Below are 17,750 nucleotides of genomic sequence, written 5' to 3' on the forward strand. Positions count from 1 at the left end.
AGTCTACGACAACTCAGCTACGTTCTGCGGCCTTCTTCTTCGCTGGGTGGCCGATCGGGGAACCGCGGCGGACGCCCGCGGGGCACGACCCCTACTCGGTGCGGCGGAACCGCACCACGGCGAGACCCAGCAGCGCGAGCGCGAACGCCACGGTGAGCAGCACCTGCACGCCCACCGGGACCGTCCAGCCGCCCCAGACGATGCCCGGGTCGAAGCGCGCGCGGGTGGCGGCGTCGACGTCGAGGTGGTCGAAGACGACCGACCGCAGGGGCTCGACGGCGTAGGTCATCGGGTTGATGTGGGTGAGCACGGTGAGCCAGGTCGGCAGGCCCGAGAGCGGGAACAGCGCCCCGGACAGGAACATCAGCGGCGTGATCACCAGCTGGACCAGCGGCATCGCCGACTGCACCTGACGCACCCGCGCGGCCAGCACCAGGCCCAGCGCCGTGATCATGAAGCCCATGAGGAAGATCAGGCCGATCATGGTCAGCAGCATCAGCGGGTCGTAGGGCACGCCGACCAGCCCGGCGAGGGCGAGCAGCACCAGGCACTGCAGCGTCGCCACCGTCGCGCCGCCGAGGGCCTTGCCGACCAGGATCGACGCCGTCGACACCGGGGCGACGAGCATCTCGCGCAGGAAGCCGAACTCGCGGTCCCAGACGATCGAGATGCCGGCGAACGCCGCGGTGAACAGCACGGAGATCGCCATGACGCCGGGGAACAGGAAGGTCTCGAAGCGCACCCCGCCCGCGGTCCCGCCGAGCAGCGAGCCCAGCCCGCTGCCGAGCACGAACAGGAACAGCAATGGTTGGGCCAGCGACGACAGGATGCGCGCCCGGTCCTTGACGAACCGGATCATCTCGCGCTCCCACACCACGGCGGCGGCACGCGCCTCGGTGGTGAGGCCGCTCTCGGGGACGCGGACGGCCTCGGTCCGCAACGTGGTGGTCATCAGCGTCCCCCTATCGGTGTGCTGTCCTCGATCGCAGCGCCATGGGGTGCATGCTCGGCCCCGCGCCCGCCTCCGCGTCGCGGATCGTCGTGCCGGTGTGGGCCAGGAAGACGTCGTCGAGGCTGGGCCGGGTGACCGTGACCGACCGGATGGCCACCCCGTGGCCGCCGAGTCGGTCGAACAGCCGCGGCACGAAGCCCGCGCCATCGGGCACGTTCACCGTCACCGCGCCCTCGCGCACCGCGCCCTCGAGCCCGAGCTCCGTCCGCAGGGCCCGTAGCGCCGCCTCGTCGTCATCGGTGGTGATCGCGACGCGGTCCGCCCCGACCTGGGCCTTGAGCGCATCCGGGGTGTCGAGGGCGACGATCCGCCCCTCGTTCATGATCGCGATCCGGTCGCAGTGCTCGGCCTCGTCCATGTAGTGGGTGGTGACGAAGACCGTGATCTCCTCGCTGCGGTGCAGCTCGGCCAGGTAGGCCCAGATCGAGCTGCGGGTCTGCGGGTCGAGCCCGATCGTCGGCTCGTCGAGGAAGAGGACCTGCGGGGAGTGCAGCAGGCCGCGGGCGATCTCGAGGCGCCGCCGCATCCCGCCGGAGTAGGTCGCGACGGGGTCGGCGCGGCGCTCCCACAGCCCGACGGTGCGCAGCACCTCCTCCCGCCGAGCGGCCGCGTGCCGGCGGTCGACGCCGTAGAGCTCCTGGTGGAAGCGCAGGTTCTGCTCGCCGGACATCGGGGCGTCGAGCGTGGGGTCCTGGAACACGAGCCCGATGCGCCGGCGCACCGCGGCGCGGTCACGGACGGCGTCGAGCCCGACGACGCGTGCCTCGCCGGCGGTCGGCTCGACGAGCGTGCAGAGGATGTTGATCGTGGTCGACTTCCCGGCGCCGTTCGGACCCAGGAAGCCGAACGTCTCCCCCCGCGCGACCTCGAGGTCGATCCCGCGCACGGCCTCCACGTCGCCGTAGCGCTTGACGAGGCCGCGGACCGCGACCGCCGGACTGTCCATGAGCCCTCCTCTAACAGCGTTAGGGACGCTACTCTCACACTGTTAGAGAGAGCAAGGAGGACCCATGGCGCTCACCCGCGACGCCGTCGTCGACGCCGCGGTGGACCTGCTGGGCGAGGTGGGCCTGGAGGGCCTGTCGCTGCGCCGCCTCGCCCGCGAGCTGGGTGTGAGCGCGCCGACGCTGTACTGGCACGTCGCGGACAAGCGCGCGCTGCTCGACCACGTCGCCGAGCGCCTGCTCGCCGACCAGTGGCGCGCACCCGGCCCCGCCGAGGGCCAGCCGTGGTGGGAGTGGCTGCACGAGCGCGCGCTGGCCCAGTACCGCGCGCTGGTCACCCACCGCGACGCCGCGCTCGTCGTCGCCGGCAACCGGCCCACCGAGGACGCGCTGCCGGTGGTGGAGGCGACGGTCGCGACACTCGTGGCGGCCGGCCTGAGCCCGCGGGAGGCGTTCTGGACGATCATGGCGATCGGCCACTTCGTCATCGGCTCGGCGGTCGAGTACCACGCCGAGCAGGACCGGGCCCGCACCGCGACGCCCCCGCCCCACTGTGACCACGAGCGGGGCCACGAGCGGGGCCACGAACGGAGCCACGAACGGGGCCACGACCCCGGCGCCCACCCGCACCTCGCCGCGCTCGCGGCCGACCTCGGCGCGGCGACGGGCGAGCGGCACGAGGAAGTGGTGAGCCACGGGCTCGACCTCATGATCGGCGGGCTGCGGGCGCGGTGGGGCTGAGCCGCTGACGGGCGACGGTCAGTCCCCCTCTGCCCGGTGGGTCCGGCGCTCGGTGGCCGCGAGCGACGGGGAGCCGCCGCCCGCCCGCTCGGCGTCGGCCTGCTCCTCGGCCTGCCGCTCGCGGTGCTCCGCGCCCGGCAGCGAGGGGCTCCCGGCGTCGGCGTCCTCGGCCGCCGCCCGGGCCCGCCGCTCGGCGGCGCCCAGTGAGGTGCCGGCGTCCTCGTCGGCCGAACGCTCCGTCGCGCGCTCCCGGCGCTCGGTCTCGGGCAGCGACGGCTCGTGCCCACGGTCCTGCTCGGCCATCTCCGGCTCCCTCGCGACGACTCCGCCGCCACCGTCGGGCTCCCCGGGCCGTCCGTCAAGCCTCAGGCCTCCGCGGGAAGCCCGACCGCCGTCGCCGCCTCGTCGGCGACGCGGTCGAGGAAGGCCTCGCGGTCGCGCACGACGTTCTGGTACTGGCCGAAGATCTCGAAGCCGACCGTGCCGAAGAGCTGGGTCCACGCAGCCACCGCCGGGATCGCGAGCGCGGGCGGGAGACCGGGCAGGACGTCGTCCTCGAGCACGTCGGCGTCACCGTCGTCGCCGTCGTCGTCGGGTGGCGTCCCGTGCTCCGCGATGATCGCGACCAGGACGAGGGCGGTCCGCCCCGCGGCGGGGATCGTCTCGGCGGGCGCGGCGTAGCCCGGCACCGGCGAGCCGTAGATCAGCGCGTACTCGCTGGGGTGCTCGAGCGCCCAGGTCCGCACCGCCCGCCAGACCGCCCGCCACTGCTCGCGGGGCGGGGCCGCCGGGTCGCGCGCGGCCTCGGCGCGCTCCCCCACGGCGTCGTAGGCCTCGATGATGAGGCGCGTCAGCAGCTCGTCGCGGCTGGCGACGTAGCGGTAGACCGCCGAGGACACCATCCCGACCTCGCGGGCCACCGACCGCAGCGAGAGCGCCGCCGCGCCGTGCTCGGCGAGCTGGCGGCGCGCCTCGTCGAGGATCGCGCGCGTGGTCTCGGCGCGGGCGCGGGCGCGGACTCCGTTCGGCACGCTCCGCATGGTGCCACACGGCGAGAGCAGTGCTCTTGACTCTGACCCCCACATCGTGAACACTGCTTCATATCGAGAGCAGTGCTCACAAAACGGAGGACACCATGGCCGCCGCTCACTACCGCGCCCCCGGCCGCCTCACCCGCAACGTGATGAACCCGCTGGTCGCCGGCCTGACGCGGCTCGGTGTGCCGCTCGCGGGCTCGGCGGTGCTCGGGGTACGCGGACGCACCAGCGGTGAGCTGCGCACCACGCCGGTGAACCCGCTGCGCCTCGACGGGCGTCGCTACCTGGTCGCCGCGCGCGGCCACACCCAGTGGGTGCGCAACCTGCGCGCCGCGGGCGAGGCCGAGCTGACCGTCGGCCGGCGCACCGAGACCGTCCGCGCGACCGAGCTCCCGGACGCCGAGAAGATCCCGGTGCTGCGCGCCTACCTGCGCGCATGGGCGTGGGAGGTCGGCGCGTTCTTCGACGGCGTGGACGCGGACTCCTCCGACGCCGACCTCGCCGCCATCGCCGACCGCCACCCGGTCTTCGCGATCACCCCCGTGTGAGCGGAACTCACGGCACGGCCGTGGATTCCGCCCACGTGGCGCGAACCTGCCGCGGCTCGGAGCCGCCGCTATCGTCGCCACATGTCCGATGATCGCGAGCACGAGCTGGTCCTGTTCGGCGCCACGAGCTTCGTCGGCGAGCTCACCGCCGCCTACCTCGCGCGGCACGCTCCGGCCGGGACGCGGATCGCGCTGGCGGGCCGGTCGCGCGAGCGGCTGGAGAAGGTCCGCGACCGGCTGCCGGCGCCGGGCGGGGACTGGCCGCTGATCATCGCCGACACCTCCGACGACGACGCGCTCGCCCGCATGGCCGCGTCGACCACCGCGCTCGCCACCACCGTCGGCCCCTACGCGAAGTACGGCCTGCCCGTCGTCGCGGCGTGCGCGCAGGCCGGCACCCACTACGCCGACCTCACCGGCGAGGTGCAGTTCGCCCGCGAGGCCATCGACCGCTACGACGAGACGGCCCGCGGCAGCGGCGCGCGCATCGTGCACTCCTGCGGCTACGACTCCATCCCCTCGGATCTCGCGGTGCTGCTGCTGCACAGCCGCGTGCAGGCCGACGGCGAGGGCGAGCTCACCGACGTCACCACGGTGGCCCGCATGCGCGGCGGGGTGTCGGGCGGCACGATCGACTCGATGCGGGGCCTCGCCGACGGCGCGCGGGCCGACCGCGCGGTGTTCCGGCTGATGCGCGATCCCTACGGCCTGAGCCCGCAGCGCGACGCGGAGCCCGACACCCGCCAGCCCAGCGACAACCCCGCCCCGCACCAGGTCGGCGGGCGCTGGGTCGCGCCGTTCGTCATGGCGTCCTACAACACCCGCATCGTGCGGCGGTCGAACGCGATCGCGGGCTACGCCTACGGCAAGGGCCTGCGCTACGGCGAGGTGATGGGTACCGGCAGCGGCCCCGTCGGCGCCGTCACCGCGGGCGCGGTCACCGCCGGGCTCGGCGCGGTGCTCGCGGGCCTGTCCACCCCGGGCGTGCGCCAGGTGCTCGACCGCGTCCTGCCCAAGCCCGGCGAGGGACCGAGCGAGAAGACGCGGGAGAACGGCTGGTTCCGCCACGACGTCGACGCGACCACCACCACCGGCGCCCGGTACACCGCGCGCGTCTCGGGCTCCGGCGACCCCGGCTACGCCGCCACCGCCGTCATGCTCGGCGAGAGCGCGCTGTGCCTGGCCCTCGACGGCGACCGGCTGCCGGACCGGGCGGGCTCACTCACGCCCGCCACGGCCATGGGTCCGGCGCTGGTCGAGCGCCTGCGCACCGCCGGCCACGTCTACGACGTCGCCCGCGCCTGACCGGTCGTCGTCCGGATGGCCGGCAGCCCCGCGGGTGCACCGTCGGTGATCAGCTGCTCCAGGGCCGCGGTGTCGAGGTGGCGCTCGACGAGGTCGCCGAGCAGGTCGAGCTGGGCGCCCCGCACGGCGGCGTAGGAGGTGTCGGGCGCCGGCGTGAAGTCCCGCCCGGCGGCCGCGGCGGCGCGGGTGAGCAAGCGCCGGCGGAAGGTGTCGTTCTCGAGCAGGCCGTGGGCGTGGGTGCCCAGCACGGCGCCGGCGTCGACGCCCTCGGCCGCGCCGTCGGCCAGCGTCACCAGCGGGGCGGGCCCCGGTCGCCCGACGCCGTCGCGCAGCTCGCGGCCGTGGTGGATCTCGTAGAACGCCACCGGCTCGCCCAGCGCGGTGCCCGTCGGCGTGCCCAGGTGCTTGGCGACGTCGAAGGTCACCTCGACGTCGAGCAGCCCGAGGCCCTCGACCGTCCCCGGCGCGGCCTCCACCCCGTGCGGGTCGTGGATGCGTCGGGAGAGCATCTGGTACCCGCCGCAGACGCCCAGCACCGGGCGCCCGGCGCGGGCGTGGGCGAGCACCGCGTCGGCGAGGCCCTGCGCGCGCAGCCAGGCCAGGTCGGCCACGGTGGCCTTGGAGCCGGGGAGCACGACGACGTCGGCGTCGGCGAGCCGCGAGGGGTCGGTCACCCAGCGGACCGCGACGCCCGGCTCCGCGCTCAGCGCGTCGACGTCCGTGCCGTTGGACACCCGCGGCAGGCGCACCACCGCGACCCGCAGCCACTCCCGCCCCCGCGGCGGCGCGGGCCGGCCGACGACACCGTCGGCGACGTGGCCCAGCGAGTCCTCCGCGTCGAGCCACAGCTCCGGGCTCCACGGCAGCACGCCCAGGGTGGGGCGGCTGGTGAGCGCGCGGAGCTGGTCGAGGCCCGGGGCGAGCAGGGCCGGGTCACCGCGGAACTTGTTGACCACCCAGCCCGCGACCAGCGCCTGGTCGGCGGGCTCGAGCACGGCGAGGGTGCCGAAGAGGTGCGCCAGCACCCCGCCGCGGTCGATGTCGCCGACCACGATCACGGGCAGGTCCGCGGCCCGCGCCAGGCCCATGTTGGCGATGTCGGTGGCCCGCAGATTGATCTCCGCGGGTGAGCCGGCGCCCTCGCAGATCACCACGTCGTGGTCGCGGCGCAGCTCGACGAGGGTCTCGACGACGACCTCGTGCAGCGCGGCCTTGCGCTCGCGGTAGCTCGCCGCCGACACCGTCCCGTCGACGACGCCGCGCACCACCACCTGCGAGGTACGGTCGCTGCCCGGCTTGAGCAGGACCGGGTTGAACCGCACGCTCGGCGCCAGCCCGCACGCGGCGGCCTGCAGGGCCTGCGCCCGCCCGATCTCGCCGCCGTCGAGGCACACCACGCTGTTGTTCGACATGTTCTGGGCCTTGAACGGCGCGACGTCGACCCCGCGGCGGTGCAGCCAGCGGCAGATCCCCGCGACGAGGACGCTCTTGCCCGCGTCCGACGTCGTGCCCGCGACGAGCAGCGCGCCCCTCACCACTCGGCCGTTCACCACTCCGGCAGCCCGGCGAGCCCCGGGAGGCCGTCGAGGGAGTGCTGGTTCTTCTCGGCGCGGTAGCCGCGCATCCACTCGGGGCTGTGGCGCTCGGCCCAGGAGTCGAGCAGCTCGCGGTCGCCCTCGAGCGTCATCCGTGGCACCGCGTACCCGCACGCGTCCGCGACCCGCGTGACGTCGACGGTGACGACGCCGCGGGCCTCCGTGCGCCGCGCGGCGAGGCCCATCACGAACGGCTCCAGCGCCTCGGAGAAGCCCGGCTCGCCATGGGTCACGACCCGCCCGCGCCCGTGGAGGCGCACGACGTTCGGGGTGCCGTCGAACGAGCAGAACATGACGCACACGCGCCCGTTCTCGCGCAGGTGGGCGATCGTCTCGACCCCGCTGGCGCTCATGTCGACGTAGGCGAAGGTGTGCTCGTCGAGCACCGCGAACGTGCCCCGCAGGCCCTTCGGGGAGACGTTGACCAGCCCGTCGCCGGACAGCGGCGCGGTGCCCACGAAGAACACGGGCTGCCGCTCGATCCAGCGGGCCAGCCGGGGCTCGATGCGCTCGTAGACCTTGGCCACGCCCGGCAATCTCGCACGCCGCCACCCCCCGGCGCACCGACGGTCACGTCACGCCCAGCTCGAGGTCGACGAGCACACCGCGGTCGCCGGCGTCGACGGCCTTCGGCACGGCCGAGAGGTCCCGGGTGGAGCAGGCGACGACGCGCTCGCCCGCTCCGTCCTCGCCCACGGTCTGCGTGACCAGGCGCAGGCGGTGGATGCGACCCGTCGTCGCCAGCCCGTCGAGGGGGTCGACGACCAGCTCCCCGCGCAGCCGCACCGGCCCGGAGACGGGGCGCGGCGCGTCCCACAGCGCGCGGAACCCGTCCCCGGCGAGCTCCGTGGGCCACGAGGGCCCGGCGCCGTCGTCCCGCGCCGTCGCCCCGGCCTCGACGACGTCGGACCACCCCGCCGGCCGCGCGAGGTCGTCGGGGACCTGCTCGACGAAGCGCAGCCGCCACGTGCGCACCTGGCGGATCGAGGCCAGCGGGCAGGCGCGGGCGTTGATCAGGGCGGCGGGCAGGAGGATCGGCAGCGAGCGCACGGGCGCCTCAGCGGTGCCGGTTGGGGCGGCGGGCCAGCTCGGTGAACTCGGGGCGCTCGACCACCGTGACGCCCGCGTCGGCCAGGCGCGCCACCCCCGAGGGCGCGCCGACGAACACGGGCGGCTCGCGCCACGCCATCACCACCCGCCCGATGCCGGCGTCGAGGATGTGCTGCGTGCAGGGCACCGGCCGCGAGGCCCGCTGGCCGCAGGGCTCGAGCGAGGTGTACATCGTCGCGCCGGCCAGCCGCGGGTCGTCGGGGTCGACGTCGCGCAGCGCCGCCTCCTCGGCGTGGTCGAGGACGTGATCGCGGCGGCTGTAGCCCGTCGCGAGCACGGTGCCGTCGGCGCCGACGACCACACAGCCCACCGAGAACGCCGACGGCGAGGGCGGGCAGCGCTCGGCGAGCGTGCAGGCCTCGGCGAGCCAGCGGCCGTCGGCGTCACCGAGGCGGTAGCGCAGCAGGACGTCCGCGCCGACGCGGCGGGTCTCCACGAGGTGGGCGTGGGCGGGGGCGCCGGTGAACCGCGGGCCGGCGCCGACCAGCCGCGGCGCGACCGCCAGCTGGATCTCGTCGACCACGGCCGCGGCGAGGAAGTCGTGGTGCACCGCGGCGCCGCCCTCGACCATGAGCCGCACGACGCCCTGGTCGGCGAGCCGGGCGAGGACCTCGTCGGGCGTGCCGCCCAGCACCACCGTGTCGGCCAGCTCGCGGCCCTCGGTGAACACCCGGGCGTGCGGATCCAGCGCGCCGGCCGACAGCACCACACGCAGCGGCGACGGGTCGAGGCCCCGGACGACGCGGTCGGCGCGCCGGCGCTCGGAGCGCACGAGCAGGCGCGGGTCGTCGGCGCGCACGGTGCCGGCCCCGACGAGGATCGCGTCGACGCCCGCCCGCTCGGCGTCGACGCGGTCGAGGTCGGCGGGACCGGAGAGCACGAGCCGGTCGGGGGTGTCGTCGTCGAGGAAGCCGTCGATCGACACCGCCGCGGACGCGAGCACGTGCGGGCGCTTCATCGGCGTGGCCGTCTGCAGAGCCTCACGGCAGCGTGAGGATCTCGCTGCCGGTGTCGGTGACGAGGACGGTGTGCTCGAACTGGGCGGTGTGCGACTTGTCCTTCGTCGTCACCGTCCACCCGTCGTCCCACACGTCGTAGTCGACGGTCCCGCGGGTGATCATCGGCTCGATCGTGAACGTCATGCCCGGCTCGAGCATCTCGTGGCGCGACGGGTCGTCGTAGTGCACGACGACCAGGCCGGAGTGGAACGCGCGGCCGATGCCGTGGCCGGTGAAGTCGCGGACGACGCCGTAGCCGAAGCGGTTGGCGTAGGACTCGATGACGCGGCCGACGACATTGAGCTCGCGGCCCGGCTTCACCGCCCGGATCGCGCGCAGCGTCGCCTCGTGGGTGCGCTCGACGAGCAGCCTGTCCTCCTCGTCGACGTCGCCGGCGAGGAAGGTGGCGTTGGTGTCGCCGTGGACGCCGCCGATGTAGGCGGTGACGTCGATGTTGACGATGTCCCCGTCCTCGATGATCGTCGAGTCGGGGATGCCGTGGCAGATGACCTCGTTGAGCGAGGTGCAGCACGACTTGGGGAAGCCGCGGTACCCCAGCGTCGACGGGTAGGCGTCGTGGTCGACGAGGAACTCGTGGACGACGCGGTCGACCTCGTCGGTGGTGCTCCCGGGCTTCACCGCCTCGCCCCCGGCCTGCAGGGCCTGCGCGGCGATGCGGCTCGCCACCCGCATCGCCTCGATCACCTCGGGGGTCTGCACCCAGGGCTCGGTGCTGCGGGCGGGCGCGGGCCTGCCGACGTACTCGGGACGGGTGATGTGCGGCGGCACCGGGCGCAGCGGGGTCTGCTGCCCGGGCCGCAGCGGGGCGCGGACCGGCATGACCCCAGCGTAGGCGTCCCGATCCCGGCGTGCCGCCGGCCTCGACCGGGATGCCGGGCCGTCTCAGCGGGTGACGCGGGTCCGCGCGGCGTGGCGGGCGAGCCGGACCACGGCCCGCCAGCCCAGCAGCAGGACGCCCAGGGCCACGGTCGCGACGATCGCGAACGACAGCGGGAGCCGTCCCGTGACCATCGCGCGCAGGACCAGCCCGACCACCACCGCGCCGCCCCAGACGAGGAGTCCCGAACGCCAGGACAGCGGATCGCGCCAGGAGCGGCCCACGAGCGTGCCGACGGCGGCCCCGGCCGCGAACGGCGCCGCGGTGAGCAGCGTGCCGGCGAGGTCCTCGGCGTGGCTCGCACGCCCGATCACGGCGAACGCCACCACCGCGGCGAGGTCGACCAGCAGCAGGACGGGCCGGCGCACTAGAACCCACCCATGATCAGAACAACACCGTCGCGAACGAGCCGACCTGCTCGAACCCGATGCGCTCGTAGGCGCGGCGGGCCGGGGTGTTGAACGCGTTGACGTACAGGCTGGCCACGCGCCGGGCCCGCACGAGGTGGGCGACGACGGCGGCCGTCCCGGTCTGACCGAGCCCCCGGCCCCGCCACTCCGGGTGCACCCACACCCCCTGGATCTGGCCCACGCGCGACGACAGCGCGCCGATCTCGGCCTTGAACACGACCTCGCCCTGCTCGAAGCGCACGAACGCCCGCCCGGCGCCGATCAGCTCCGCGACCCGCGCACGGTAGCCCGCGCCGCCGTCGCCGAGGCGCGGGTCGACCCCGACCTCCTCGAGGAACATCGCGATCGCCGCGGGCAGGTAGCGCTCGAGCTCGTCGGGGCGGGTCTGGCGCACCGCGGGGTCGGGCGCGATCGCCGGCGCGACGGCCGTGGCCATGAGCGGCTGGTCGGGCCGCACCTCGCGGGCGGGGTCCCAGTGCTCGCGGAGCTCGTCCCACAGCGGCAGCACGAGCTCGCGGCGCCCGACCAGCGACGAGCACGCGCGGCGCTGGCGGCGGGCGCGCTCGGCGAAGTGGCGCACCTCGGCGCGGTCGCCCCGCAGGGGGACGAGGTTGGCGCCGGAGAAGCAGAGGCCGTCGAGGCGGCCGCCGACGCCCCACAGCTCGCCGCCGAGACGCCAGGGCTCGACGCCCACGGTCTCGACCCGCGACGCGACCATGCACGAGGCCACCGGGTCGGCGTCGAGGGCGCTTCGCACCTTCGACCGGTCCCGGTCGTCGAGCAGCCGCGCACCGGCGGTACGGAGCACCCGTCCAGCCTGCCACGTCCGGGGACGCCGCGGGCAGCCGAGTCGCCCGTCTACACGAGTGCCGGCCGCTCCCACGGGCGACCGAGCACGTGGTGGTCGAGGAACGCCCACACCGTGCGGTACCAGAGCTTCGCGTCGCCGGGTCGGAGCACCCAGTGGTTCTCGTCGGGGAAGTACAGGAACTGGGACTCGACACCGCTGCGCTGCAGGTCGTACCAGAGCCGCAGGCCCTCCGAGATCGGCACGCGGTAGTCCTTGTCGCCGTGGATCACCAGCATCGGCGTGCGGATCGCGGCCACGTGCCGGTGCGGCGAGTGCGCGTCGTAGCGCTCGCGCTCGGTGAGCGGGTCGCCCCACTCGCGACGCCAGTGGAACGAGGCGTCGGTGGTGCCGACGAACCCGTCGAGGTGCCAGATGCTGGCGTGCGTGACGATCGCGGCGAAGCGATCGGTGTGCCCGGCGATCCAGTTGGCCATGTAGCCGCCGAACGAGCCGCCCATCGCCGCCACCCGCGAGGCGTCGACGTCCTCGCGGGCGAGCGCCGCGTCGGTGGTGGTCATGAGGTCGGTGTAGGGCAGCTCGCCCCACGCCCCGGTGGCCGGGTCGAGGAACTCCTGTCCGTAGCCGGTGGACAGCCGCGGGTCGGGCAGCAGCACCGCCCAGCCGCGCGCCGCCATCAGCCACGGGTTCCAGCGCCACGACCAGGCGTTCCAGCTCGACAGCGGGCCACCGTGGATCCAGAGCACGAGCGGGGCCGGGGACTCGGCCGACGCCCCGCCCGGCAGCACCAGCCACGCGCGCAAAGCGGTCCCGTCCGCCGCGGTGGCGGCCACCTCGGTCAGGGTGCCCGGCAGCGGGTCGATCGCGGTGACCCCACGCAACGGCAGCGGGTGCTGGTCGGCGGCGTCCGGGTCGAGCCGCACCGGGGTCGGCGGGGCGTCGACGGCCGAGCGCAGCGCGTAGAGCGCCGAGCCGTCGGAGGCGGCGACGACGTCGGTGTAGGCGCCGCTGTGGGTCAGGCGCCTGACGGTGCCGTCGGTGATCGAGACCCGCAGCACCGGCGCGTGCCCGGCCTCGTCGACCACGACGTAGACGACGTCGCCGCCGGGGGCGCCGGTGACGCCGCGGACCTGGTGGGCCTCCTCGGGCAGCACGTCGAGCTCGGGTCCCGAGACACCGTCGTCGAGTGAGCGCGCGCGCAGCGTGTGAGCCATCCCGCGACCGGGGCGGGGGTGGCGCTCGCGCACCCAGAGCAGCCACCGGCCGTCCGGGGTGAAGGTCGGGGACTCGTGGTCGGCGCCGGCCTCGTCGCCGACGACGACGCGGCCGGCGTCGGTGTGCAGCTCGAGCCGGCGGCGCCAGGAGGCGGGGTCCGCGGGGTCGGGCACGTCGACGACCACGGCGAGGGTGCGCCCGTCCGGGGCGATCGCGCTGCCCGCCAACCGCTCCTCCGCGCCGGGGGCGACGTGCTCGGGCTCGCCGTAGCCGGCCTCGGGGTCGGCGGGGTCCGGGGGCGCGCAGCGCTGCAGGTGCGCCCGGCCCGGCCCGAGGTCGTGGTCCCAGAACCGCACGGGGAACCGGGTGTGCAGCCGCGCGGACACGCCCTCCTTGTCCCGGGCCTCCCGCTGCTCCTCGGCCGGCTCCTTGCTGCCGACGGCCGGCTTCGGCGTGGTGAGCGCCAGCGTCCCGGCGTCGCGGGCGACGGCGAACGCGCTCACGCCGTCGGGGCGCTCGGCCACGGGCCGCGACTCGCCGCCCCCGGCGGGCAGGAGCCAGAGTGCGGTGCGGTCCTCGCTCGGTTTCTCGACCGCCGGGTCGGCCCGGCGCGACGTGAACAGCAGGTCGCCGGACGGGGTGAACGCCGCGGACGACTCCCCCGCCGACGACCGCGTCAGCCGCCGCGGCGCCCGCTCCCCCGCCGGGTCGATCTCCCACAGCGACGTGCCGTGGGACTTCCGGTCCGCGGAGAGCTCGGAGACGGTGGTGACGAGGCGCGTGCCGTCCGGGGACAGCGCGAGCCCGGCGCAGCGGCGGGTGGCGACGAAGGCGTCGAGGTCGTCGAACGTGCTCACGGGGTGCAAGCATGCACGTGGACACTTCGGAGTGCTCCGGCACTCCGACGTGCTCACACGGGCGTCAGCCCACCGTGACCGTCGGGGTGCCGCCGGCCTGGCCGCCCGCGAGCTCCTCCTCGCCGGCGTCCTCGGCGAGGCGCATGGCCTCCTCGATGAGGGTCTCGACGATCTGGGCCTCGGGCACGGTCTTGATGACCTCGCCCTTGACGAAGATCTGGCCCTTGCCGTTGCCGGACGCCACGCCCAGGTCGGCGTCGCGGGCCTCGCCGGGGCCGTTGACGACGCAGCCCATGACGGCCACGCGCAGCGGGACCTCCATGCCCTCGAGCCCGGCGGTGACCTCGTCGGCCAGCTTGTAGACGTCGACCTGCGCGCGCCCGCAGGACGGGCACGAGACGATCTCGAGCTTGCGCGGGCGCAGGTTGAGCGACTCGAGGATCGACAGCCCGACGCGGACCTCCTCGATCGGCGGCGCGGACAGCGACACGCGGATGGTGTCGCCGATGCCCTTCGACAGCAGGGCGCCGAACGCGGTGGCCGACTTGATCGTGCCCTGGAACGTCGGCCCGGCCTCGGTGACGCCGAGGTGCAGCGGGTAGTCGCACTGCTCGGCGAGCAGCTCATAGGCGCGCACCATCGTCACCGGGTCGTGGTGCTTCACCGAGATCTTGAGGTCGTGGAAGTCGTGCTCGGCGAAGAGCGACGCCTCCCACAACGCCGACTCGACCAGCGCCTCCGGCGTCGCCTTGCCGTGCTTCGCCATGATCGACGGTTCGAGCGAGCCCGCGTTGACGCCGATGCGGATCGGGGTGCCCGCGTCCTTCGCGGCGGCGGCGATCTCGCCGACCTTGTCGTCGAACTTCTTGATGTTGCCCGGGTTGACGCGCACCGCGGCGCAGCCGGCGTCGATCGCGGCGAAGACGTACTTGGGCTGGAAGTGGATGTCGGCGACCACCGGGATGTTCGACTTCGTCGCGATCGCGGGCAGCGCCGCGGCGTCGTCGGCCGACGGCACGGCGACGCGGACGATGTCGCAGCCGGCGGCGGTGAGCTCGGCGATCTGCTGCAGGGTGCCGTTGACGTCGGAGGTCAGCGTGGTGGTCATCGACTGCACCGACACCGGGTGGTCGCTGCCCACCCCGACCCCGCCGACGTCCAGCTGCCGGGTCCTGCGGCGCGGGGCGAGTACGGCGGGGGCTTCGGGCAGGCCGAGGTCGACGGTCATCTCTCTCCTCGACGAAGTGGACGCGTCGTCACCCAGTCTGCCGTAGCGCCCGCCGGCCCGCCGGTGTCCCCGGACACGCCGGTCAGAACGGCAGCGTGATCGGGTTGACGATGTCGGCCACGATCACCAGCAGGCCGTAGCCCATGATCAGCACCGCGAAGCCGACGCCGATCGGCATGAGCCGGGCCAGGTCGACCGGGCCGGGGTCGGGACGGCCGCGCAGCCGTGCGATGCGCTTCTTCACCGCCTCCCACAGCGCCGGCAGGATGTGTCCGCCGTCGAGCGGCAGGATCGGCAGGAGGTTGAGCAGGAACAGCGAGAGGTTCACCGCGGCGAGCAGGTTGAGGAAGGTCGCCACCTCGTCGAGCACGGCCTGGTCCCGCTCCAGCACCTGCCCGCCGAGCACCGACACGCCCACGACGCTGACCGGCCCCTCGACGTCCCGCTCCTCGCCGAGGAAGACCGCGCCGAACAGCCCCGGGATCTTCTCCGGCAGGCGGCCGACGGCCTCGGCGGTCCGCTGCAGCATGTAGCCGCCCGCGGTGACGACCGCGCCGGCGTCCTGGCGCTCGCGCGGGGTGATCGGCTCGATCCCCAGGAAGGAGGCGGTGACGTAGCGCCGCTCGGTCGACGACGCCCCCTCCGGCGGCGGGCCGAGGTCCGGCACCTGGTTGTCGATGAGGGTCGGCGTGAGCGGGATCCTCACCGGGCCCGTCGGCGTCTGCCGCTCGACGACGACCTGGACGGTGCCGCGGGCGTTGCGGATGGCGTCGACGAGCGGGGCCCACTCGGTGTACGGGCGGCCGTCGAAGCTGACGATGCGGTCACCCGGCTGGAACCCCGCCTGGGCGGCGGGGGTCGGGGGCGCTCCCGGCGGGCACTGCGCGGTCTGGGCCTGCGACGCGGGCAGCACGCAGGCGCTGACCGCCTTCACCACCGGCTGCGCGGTGGGCACGCCGATCGCCATCAGGACGATCGCGAACAGGACGATCGCCAGCACCAGGTTCATGAACGGCCCGGCGAGCATGACGATGATCCGCTTCCAGGGCTTGCGGGTCCAGAACTGGCGGTCCTCGTCACCCGGCTCGAAGTCGCGCACCGAGTCGGCGCGGACGTCGTCGACCATGCCCTGGAACGGGCCCGACCGGCGGCTGCGGCCGACCCTCTCTCCCGGTGCGGGCGGCACCATCCCGATCATGCGGATGAACCCGCCGAGCGGGATCGCCTTCACGCCGAAGCGGGTCTCGCCGATCTTGCGCGACAGCACCGTGGGCCCGAACCCCACCATGAACTCGGGCACGCGGATGCCGAACTTCCGGGCCGCGGTGTAGTGGCCGAGCTCGTGCCACGCGATCGAGAGCAGCAGCCCGAGCGCGAAGAGCACGATCCCCAGGACGAGCATCACGGACGACGACGGTAGCCCGCGCGGGATGAGCGACGCGTGGGGCCCACCGTCACCGCGTCAGGACGTCACGACCGGCCAGGCGCTCACGGGCGTGCCCGCGCGCCCACTCCTCGGCGGCGTGGACGTCGTCGACGTCGCGCGGGTCGGCCGCCCACTGACCGGCGTCGTCGAGGGCGGCGGCCAGCGTCTCGTCGATCCCGGTCCACGCACAGCGCCCGGCGAGGAAGGCCGCGACGGCCTCCTCGTTGGCGGCGTTGAACACCGCCGGGAGGCACCCGCCGGCGTTCCCCGCGGCGCGGGCGAGGTCGAGGGCGGGGAAGGTCGCCGTGTCGACGGGCTCGAAGGTCCAGCTCGTGGGGTCGGTGAAGGTCTCCGGGCGGCCCGCCCCGGCCAGGCGGTCCGGCCAGGCCAGGGCCAGGGCGATGGGCACGTGCATGTCGGGCGGGCTGACCTGGGCGAGGGTGGAGCCGTCGGTGAAGGTCACCATCGAGTGCACCATGGACTGCGGATGCACCACGGCGTCGATCCGCTCGTAGGGCACGCCGAACAGCAGGTGCGCCTCGATGAGCTCGAGCCCCTTGTTGACCAGCGTCGACGAGTTCAACGTCACCACCGGGCCCATCGCCCACGTGGGGTGCGCCAGCGCCTGCTCGACGGTGACCGCGGCCAGCTCCGCGCGCGTACGCCCCCGGAACGGGCCGCCCGAGGCGGTGAGCACCAGGCGCGCGACCTCCTCGGCCCGGCCCCCGCGCAGGCACTGCGCGAGCGCCGAGTGCTCCGAGTCCACCGGCACGATCTGCCCCGGTGTGGCCGTGCGCGTGACCAGCGGGCCCCCGGCGATCAGCGACTCCTTGTTGGCCAGCGCGAGCGTCGAGCCCGCTCCCAGCGCGGCCAGGGTCGGCGCGAGGCCCCGCGAGCCGTCCATGGCGTTGAGGACGAGGTCGGCGTCGCCGCCGGCCAGCTCGGCGGCCGCCCCGGGCCCGCCGAGCACGTCGACCCCCGCGCCGAGACGTCCGCGCAGGTCCTCCGTCGCGGCCGGTTCGGCGACCGCCACCGTCGGGACCCCGAACTCCACGGCCTGCTGGGCGAGCAGGTCGGGGCGGCCGCCGCCGGCGGCGAGGCCGGTCACGACGAAGCGGTCGGGGTGCGCGCGCACGAGGTCGAGGGCCTGGGTGCCGATCGATCCCGTCGACCCCAGCAGGACGAGCCGGCGCTGGTGGGGCTGCCCGGTGGGTGTGCTCATCGCGGCTCATCATCACGGGCGCGCGGGAGTCGCGGTAGGTTGGGCGCGCCCGTGACGACCGCGCACTCCAGGAGTCCCCCGTGGCCTCGAACAGCCCCGCCCGGCAGCACCGTGGTGGCGGCGACGTCGCCCACCGCGACGACGCCGCCGTGGTGGTCAACGGTGTGTCCTCGGACGACGAGCCGTCGGTCGAGTGGGGCTGGCACGGCCACTACCCCAAGGTGGCCCGCTTCGCCGGCTTCTTCGTGGCCGCGGTGATGCTGATCATGCTGTACGGCAACCACGAGGGCCAGCAGGAGGACGTCTGGCTCATCGTGCTGGCCGCCGGATTCTTCGCGCTCTCGCTCGGCGCCATCATCCGCTCCCGGACGTCCTGGCGGCGGTGACGGCCTGCGG

The 17,750-nt window shown here is 74.8% G+C and carries 19 protein-coding genes; 4 read left to right on the top strand and 15 right to left on the bottom strand.

What is annotated here, in order from left to right; translation table 11 throughout:
- Window positions 1–91: 91 nt before the first annotated feature.
- Both C8D89_RS01600 and C8D89_RS01605 read right to left on the bottom strand, forming a co-directional pair.
- Entirely contained in the window at window positions 92–952 is an 861-nt protein-coding gene (locus tag C8D89_RS01600) for an ABC transporter permease (protein ID WP_116706306.1), read from the bottom strand.
- 10 nt (window positions 953–962) lie between these two features.
- Window positions 963–1,958, bottom strand: coding sequence for an ATP-binding cassette domain-containing protein (locus C8D89_RS01605; RefSeq protein WP_116706307.1), 996 nt, complete (start codon window positions 1,956–1,958; stop codon window positions 963–965).
- Window positions 1,959–2,022: 64 nt separating this feature from the next.
- Between C8D89_RS01605 and C8D89_RS01610 the strand changes: the two genes are divergently transcribed.
- On the top strand, window positions 2,023–2,697 hold the full coding sequence (locus tag C8D89_RS01610) for a TetR/AcrR family transcriptional regulator C-terminal domain-containing protein (protein WP_116706308.1): 675 nt from the start codon (window positions 2,023–2,025) through the stop codon (window positions 2,695–2,697).
- A gap of 18 nt (window positions 2,698–2,715) precedes the next feature.
- Here the strand turns inward: C8D89_RS01610 and C8D89_RS01615 are convergent, their stop codons facing one another.
- Together C8D89_RS01615 and C8D89_RS01620 are read right to left on the bottom strand one after the other, a co-directional pair.
- Window positions 2,716–3,000: a hypothetical protein gene (locus C8D89_RS01615; protein WP_116706309.1), complete on the bottom strand. Its 285-nt coding sequence runs from the start codon at window positions 2,998–3,000 to the stop codon at window positions 2,716–2,718.
- A 62-nt stretch (window positions 3,001–3,062) separates the two neighbouring features.
- A complete protein-coding gene (locus C8D89_RS01620; protein ID WP_116706310.1) occupies window positions 3,063–3,737 on the bottom strand; it encodes a TetR/AcrR family transcriptional regulator in 675 nt (224 codons plus the stop codon).
- Between the two features lie 95 nt (window positions 3,738–3,832).
- Between C8D89_RS01620 and C8D89_RS01625 the strand changes: the two genes are divergently transcribed.
- Entirely contained in the window at window positions 3,833–4,282 is a 450-nt protein-coding gene (locus tag C8D89_RS01625; RefSeq protein ID WP_116706311.1) for a nitroreductase family deazaflavin-dependent oxidoreductase, read from the top strand.
- A gap of 81 nt (window positions 4,283–4,363) precedes the next feature.
- Entirely contained in the window at window positions 4,364–5,587 is a 1,224-nt protein-coding gene (locus C8D89_RS01630) for a saccharopine dehydrogenase family protein (RefSeq protein ID WP_116706312.1), read from the top strand.
- On the opposite strand, the gene C8D89_RS01635 is transcribed toward C8D89_RS01630, so the two are convergent.
- From C8D89_RS01635 to dxr, 11 genes are all read right to left on the bottom strand, one after another.
- A complete protein-coding gene (locus C8D89_RS01635) occupies window positions 5,566–7,122 on the bottom strand; it encodes a cobyric acid synthase (protein ID WP_116706849.1) in 1,557 nt (518 codons plus the stop codon). The two genes, C8D89_RS01630 and C8D89_RS01635, sit on opposite strands and share 22 nt — an antisense overlap.
- An 11-nt stretch (window positions 7,123–7,133) precedes the next feature.
- Window positions 7,134–7,709 carry a pyridoxamine 5'-phosphate oxidase family protein gene (locus C8D89_RS01640; protein WP_116706313.1) on the bottom strand — a complete coding sequence of 192 codons (576 nt, stop codon included), beginning with the start codon at window positions 7,707–7,709 and terminating at the stop codon, window positions 7,134–7,136.
- Between the two features lie 43 nt (window positions 7,710–7,752).
- A complete protein-coding gene (locus C8D89_RS01645) occupies window positions 7,753–8,232 on the bottom strand; it encodes a hypothetical protein (protein ID WP_116706314.1) in 480 nt (159 codons plus the stop codon).
- Window positions 8,233–8,239: 7 nt separating this feature from the next.
- Window positions 8,240–9,250, bottom strand: a complete 1,011-nt coding sequence (locus C8D89_RS01650; RefSeq protein ID WP_116706315.1) for a dihydrofolate reductase family protein — start codon at window positions 9,248–9,250, stop codon at window positions 8,240–8,242.
- A 22-nt stretch (window positions 9,251–9,272) separates the two neighbouring features.
- Complete coding sequence (gene map, locus C8D89_RS01655; protein WP_116706316.1) at window positions 9,273–10,130, bottom strand: type I methionyl aminopeptidase; 858 nt, start codon at window positions 10,128–10,130, stop codon at window positions 9,273–9,275.
- Window positions 10,131–10,193: 63 nt separating this feature from the next.
- Entirely contained in the window at window positions 10,194–10,556 is a 363-nt protein-coding gene (locus tag C8D89_RS01660) for a DUF3054 domain-containing protein (RefSeq protein ID WP_116706317.1), read from the bottom strand.
- 16 nt (window positions 10,557–10,572) lie between these two features.
- Complete coding sequence (locus C8D89_RS01665; protein ID WP_116706318.1) at window positions 10,573–11,406, bottom strand: GNAT family N-acetyltransferase; 834 nt, start codon at window positions 11,404–11,406, stop codon at window positions 10,573–10,575.
- Window positions 11,407–11,456: 50 nt separating this feature from the next.
- The gene (locus tag C8D89_RS01670; RefSeq protein ID WP_116706319.1) at window positions 11,457–13,478 is read right to left on the bottom strand and encodes an alpha/beta hydrolase family protein; all 2,022 of its coding nucleotides are present in this window, start codon (window positions 13,476–13,478) and stop codon (window positions 11,457–11,459) included.
- Window positions 13,479–13,542: 64 nt separating this feature from the next.
- Complete coding sequence (gene ispG / locus C8D89_RS01675; RefSeq protein WP_116706320.1) at window positions 13,543–14,706, bottom strand: flavodoxin-dependent (E)-4-hydroxy-3-methylbut-2-enyl-diphosphate synthase; 1,164 nt, start codon at window positions 14,704–14,706, stop codon at window positions 13,543–13,545.
- A gap of 82 nt (window positions 14,707–14,788) precedes the next feature.
- Complete coding sequence (locus C8D89_RS01680) at window positions 14,789–16,108, bottom strand: M50 family metallopeptidase (RefSeq protein ID WP_243417843.1); 1,320 nt, start codon at window positions 16,106–16,108, stop codon at window positions 14,789–14,791.
- 52 nt (window positions 16,109–16,160) lie between these two features.
- Window positions 16,161–17,354, bottom strand: coding sequence for a 1-deoxy-D-xylulose-5-phosphate reductoisomerase (gene dxr / locus C8D89_RS01685; RefSeq protein WP_116706322.1), 1,194 nt, complete (start codon window positions 17,352–17,354; stop codon window positions 16,161–16,163).
- An 80-nt stretch (window positions 17,355–17,434) separates the two neighbouring features.
- Between dxr and C8D89_RS01690 the strand changes: the two genes are divergently transcribed.
- Window positions 17,435–17,740 carry a DUF2631 domain-containing protein gene (locus tag C8D89_RS01690; RefSeq protein WP_116706323.1) on the top strand — a complete coding sequence of 102 codons (306 nt, stop codon included), beginning with the start codon at window positions 17,435–17,437 and terminating at the stop codon, window positions 17,738–17,740.
- The last annotated feature ends 10 nt before the right edge of the window (window positions 17,741–17,750 follow it).

The organism is Actinomycetospora cinnamomea (assembly GCF_003096675.1).
In the GTDB taxonomy this organism is placed as follows: domain Bacteria; phylum Actinomycetota; class Actinomycetes; order Mycobacteriales; family Pseudonocardiaceae; genus Actinomycetospora; species Actinomycetospora cinnamomea.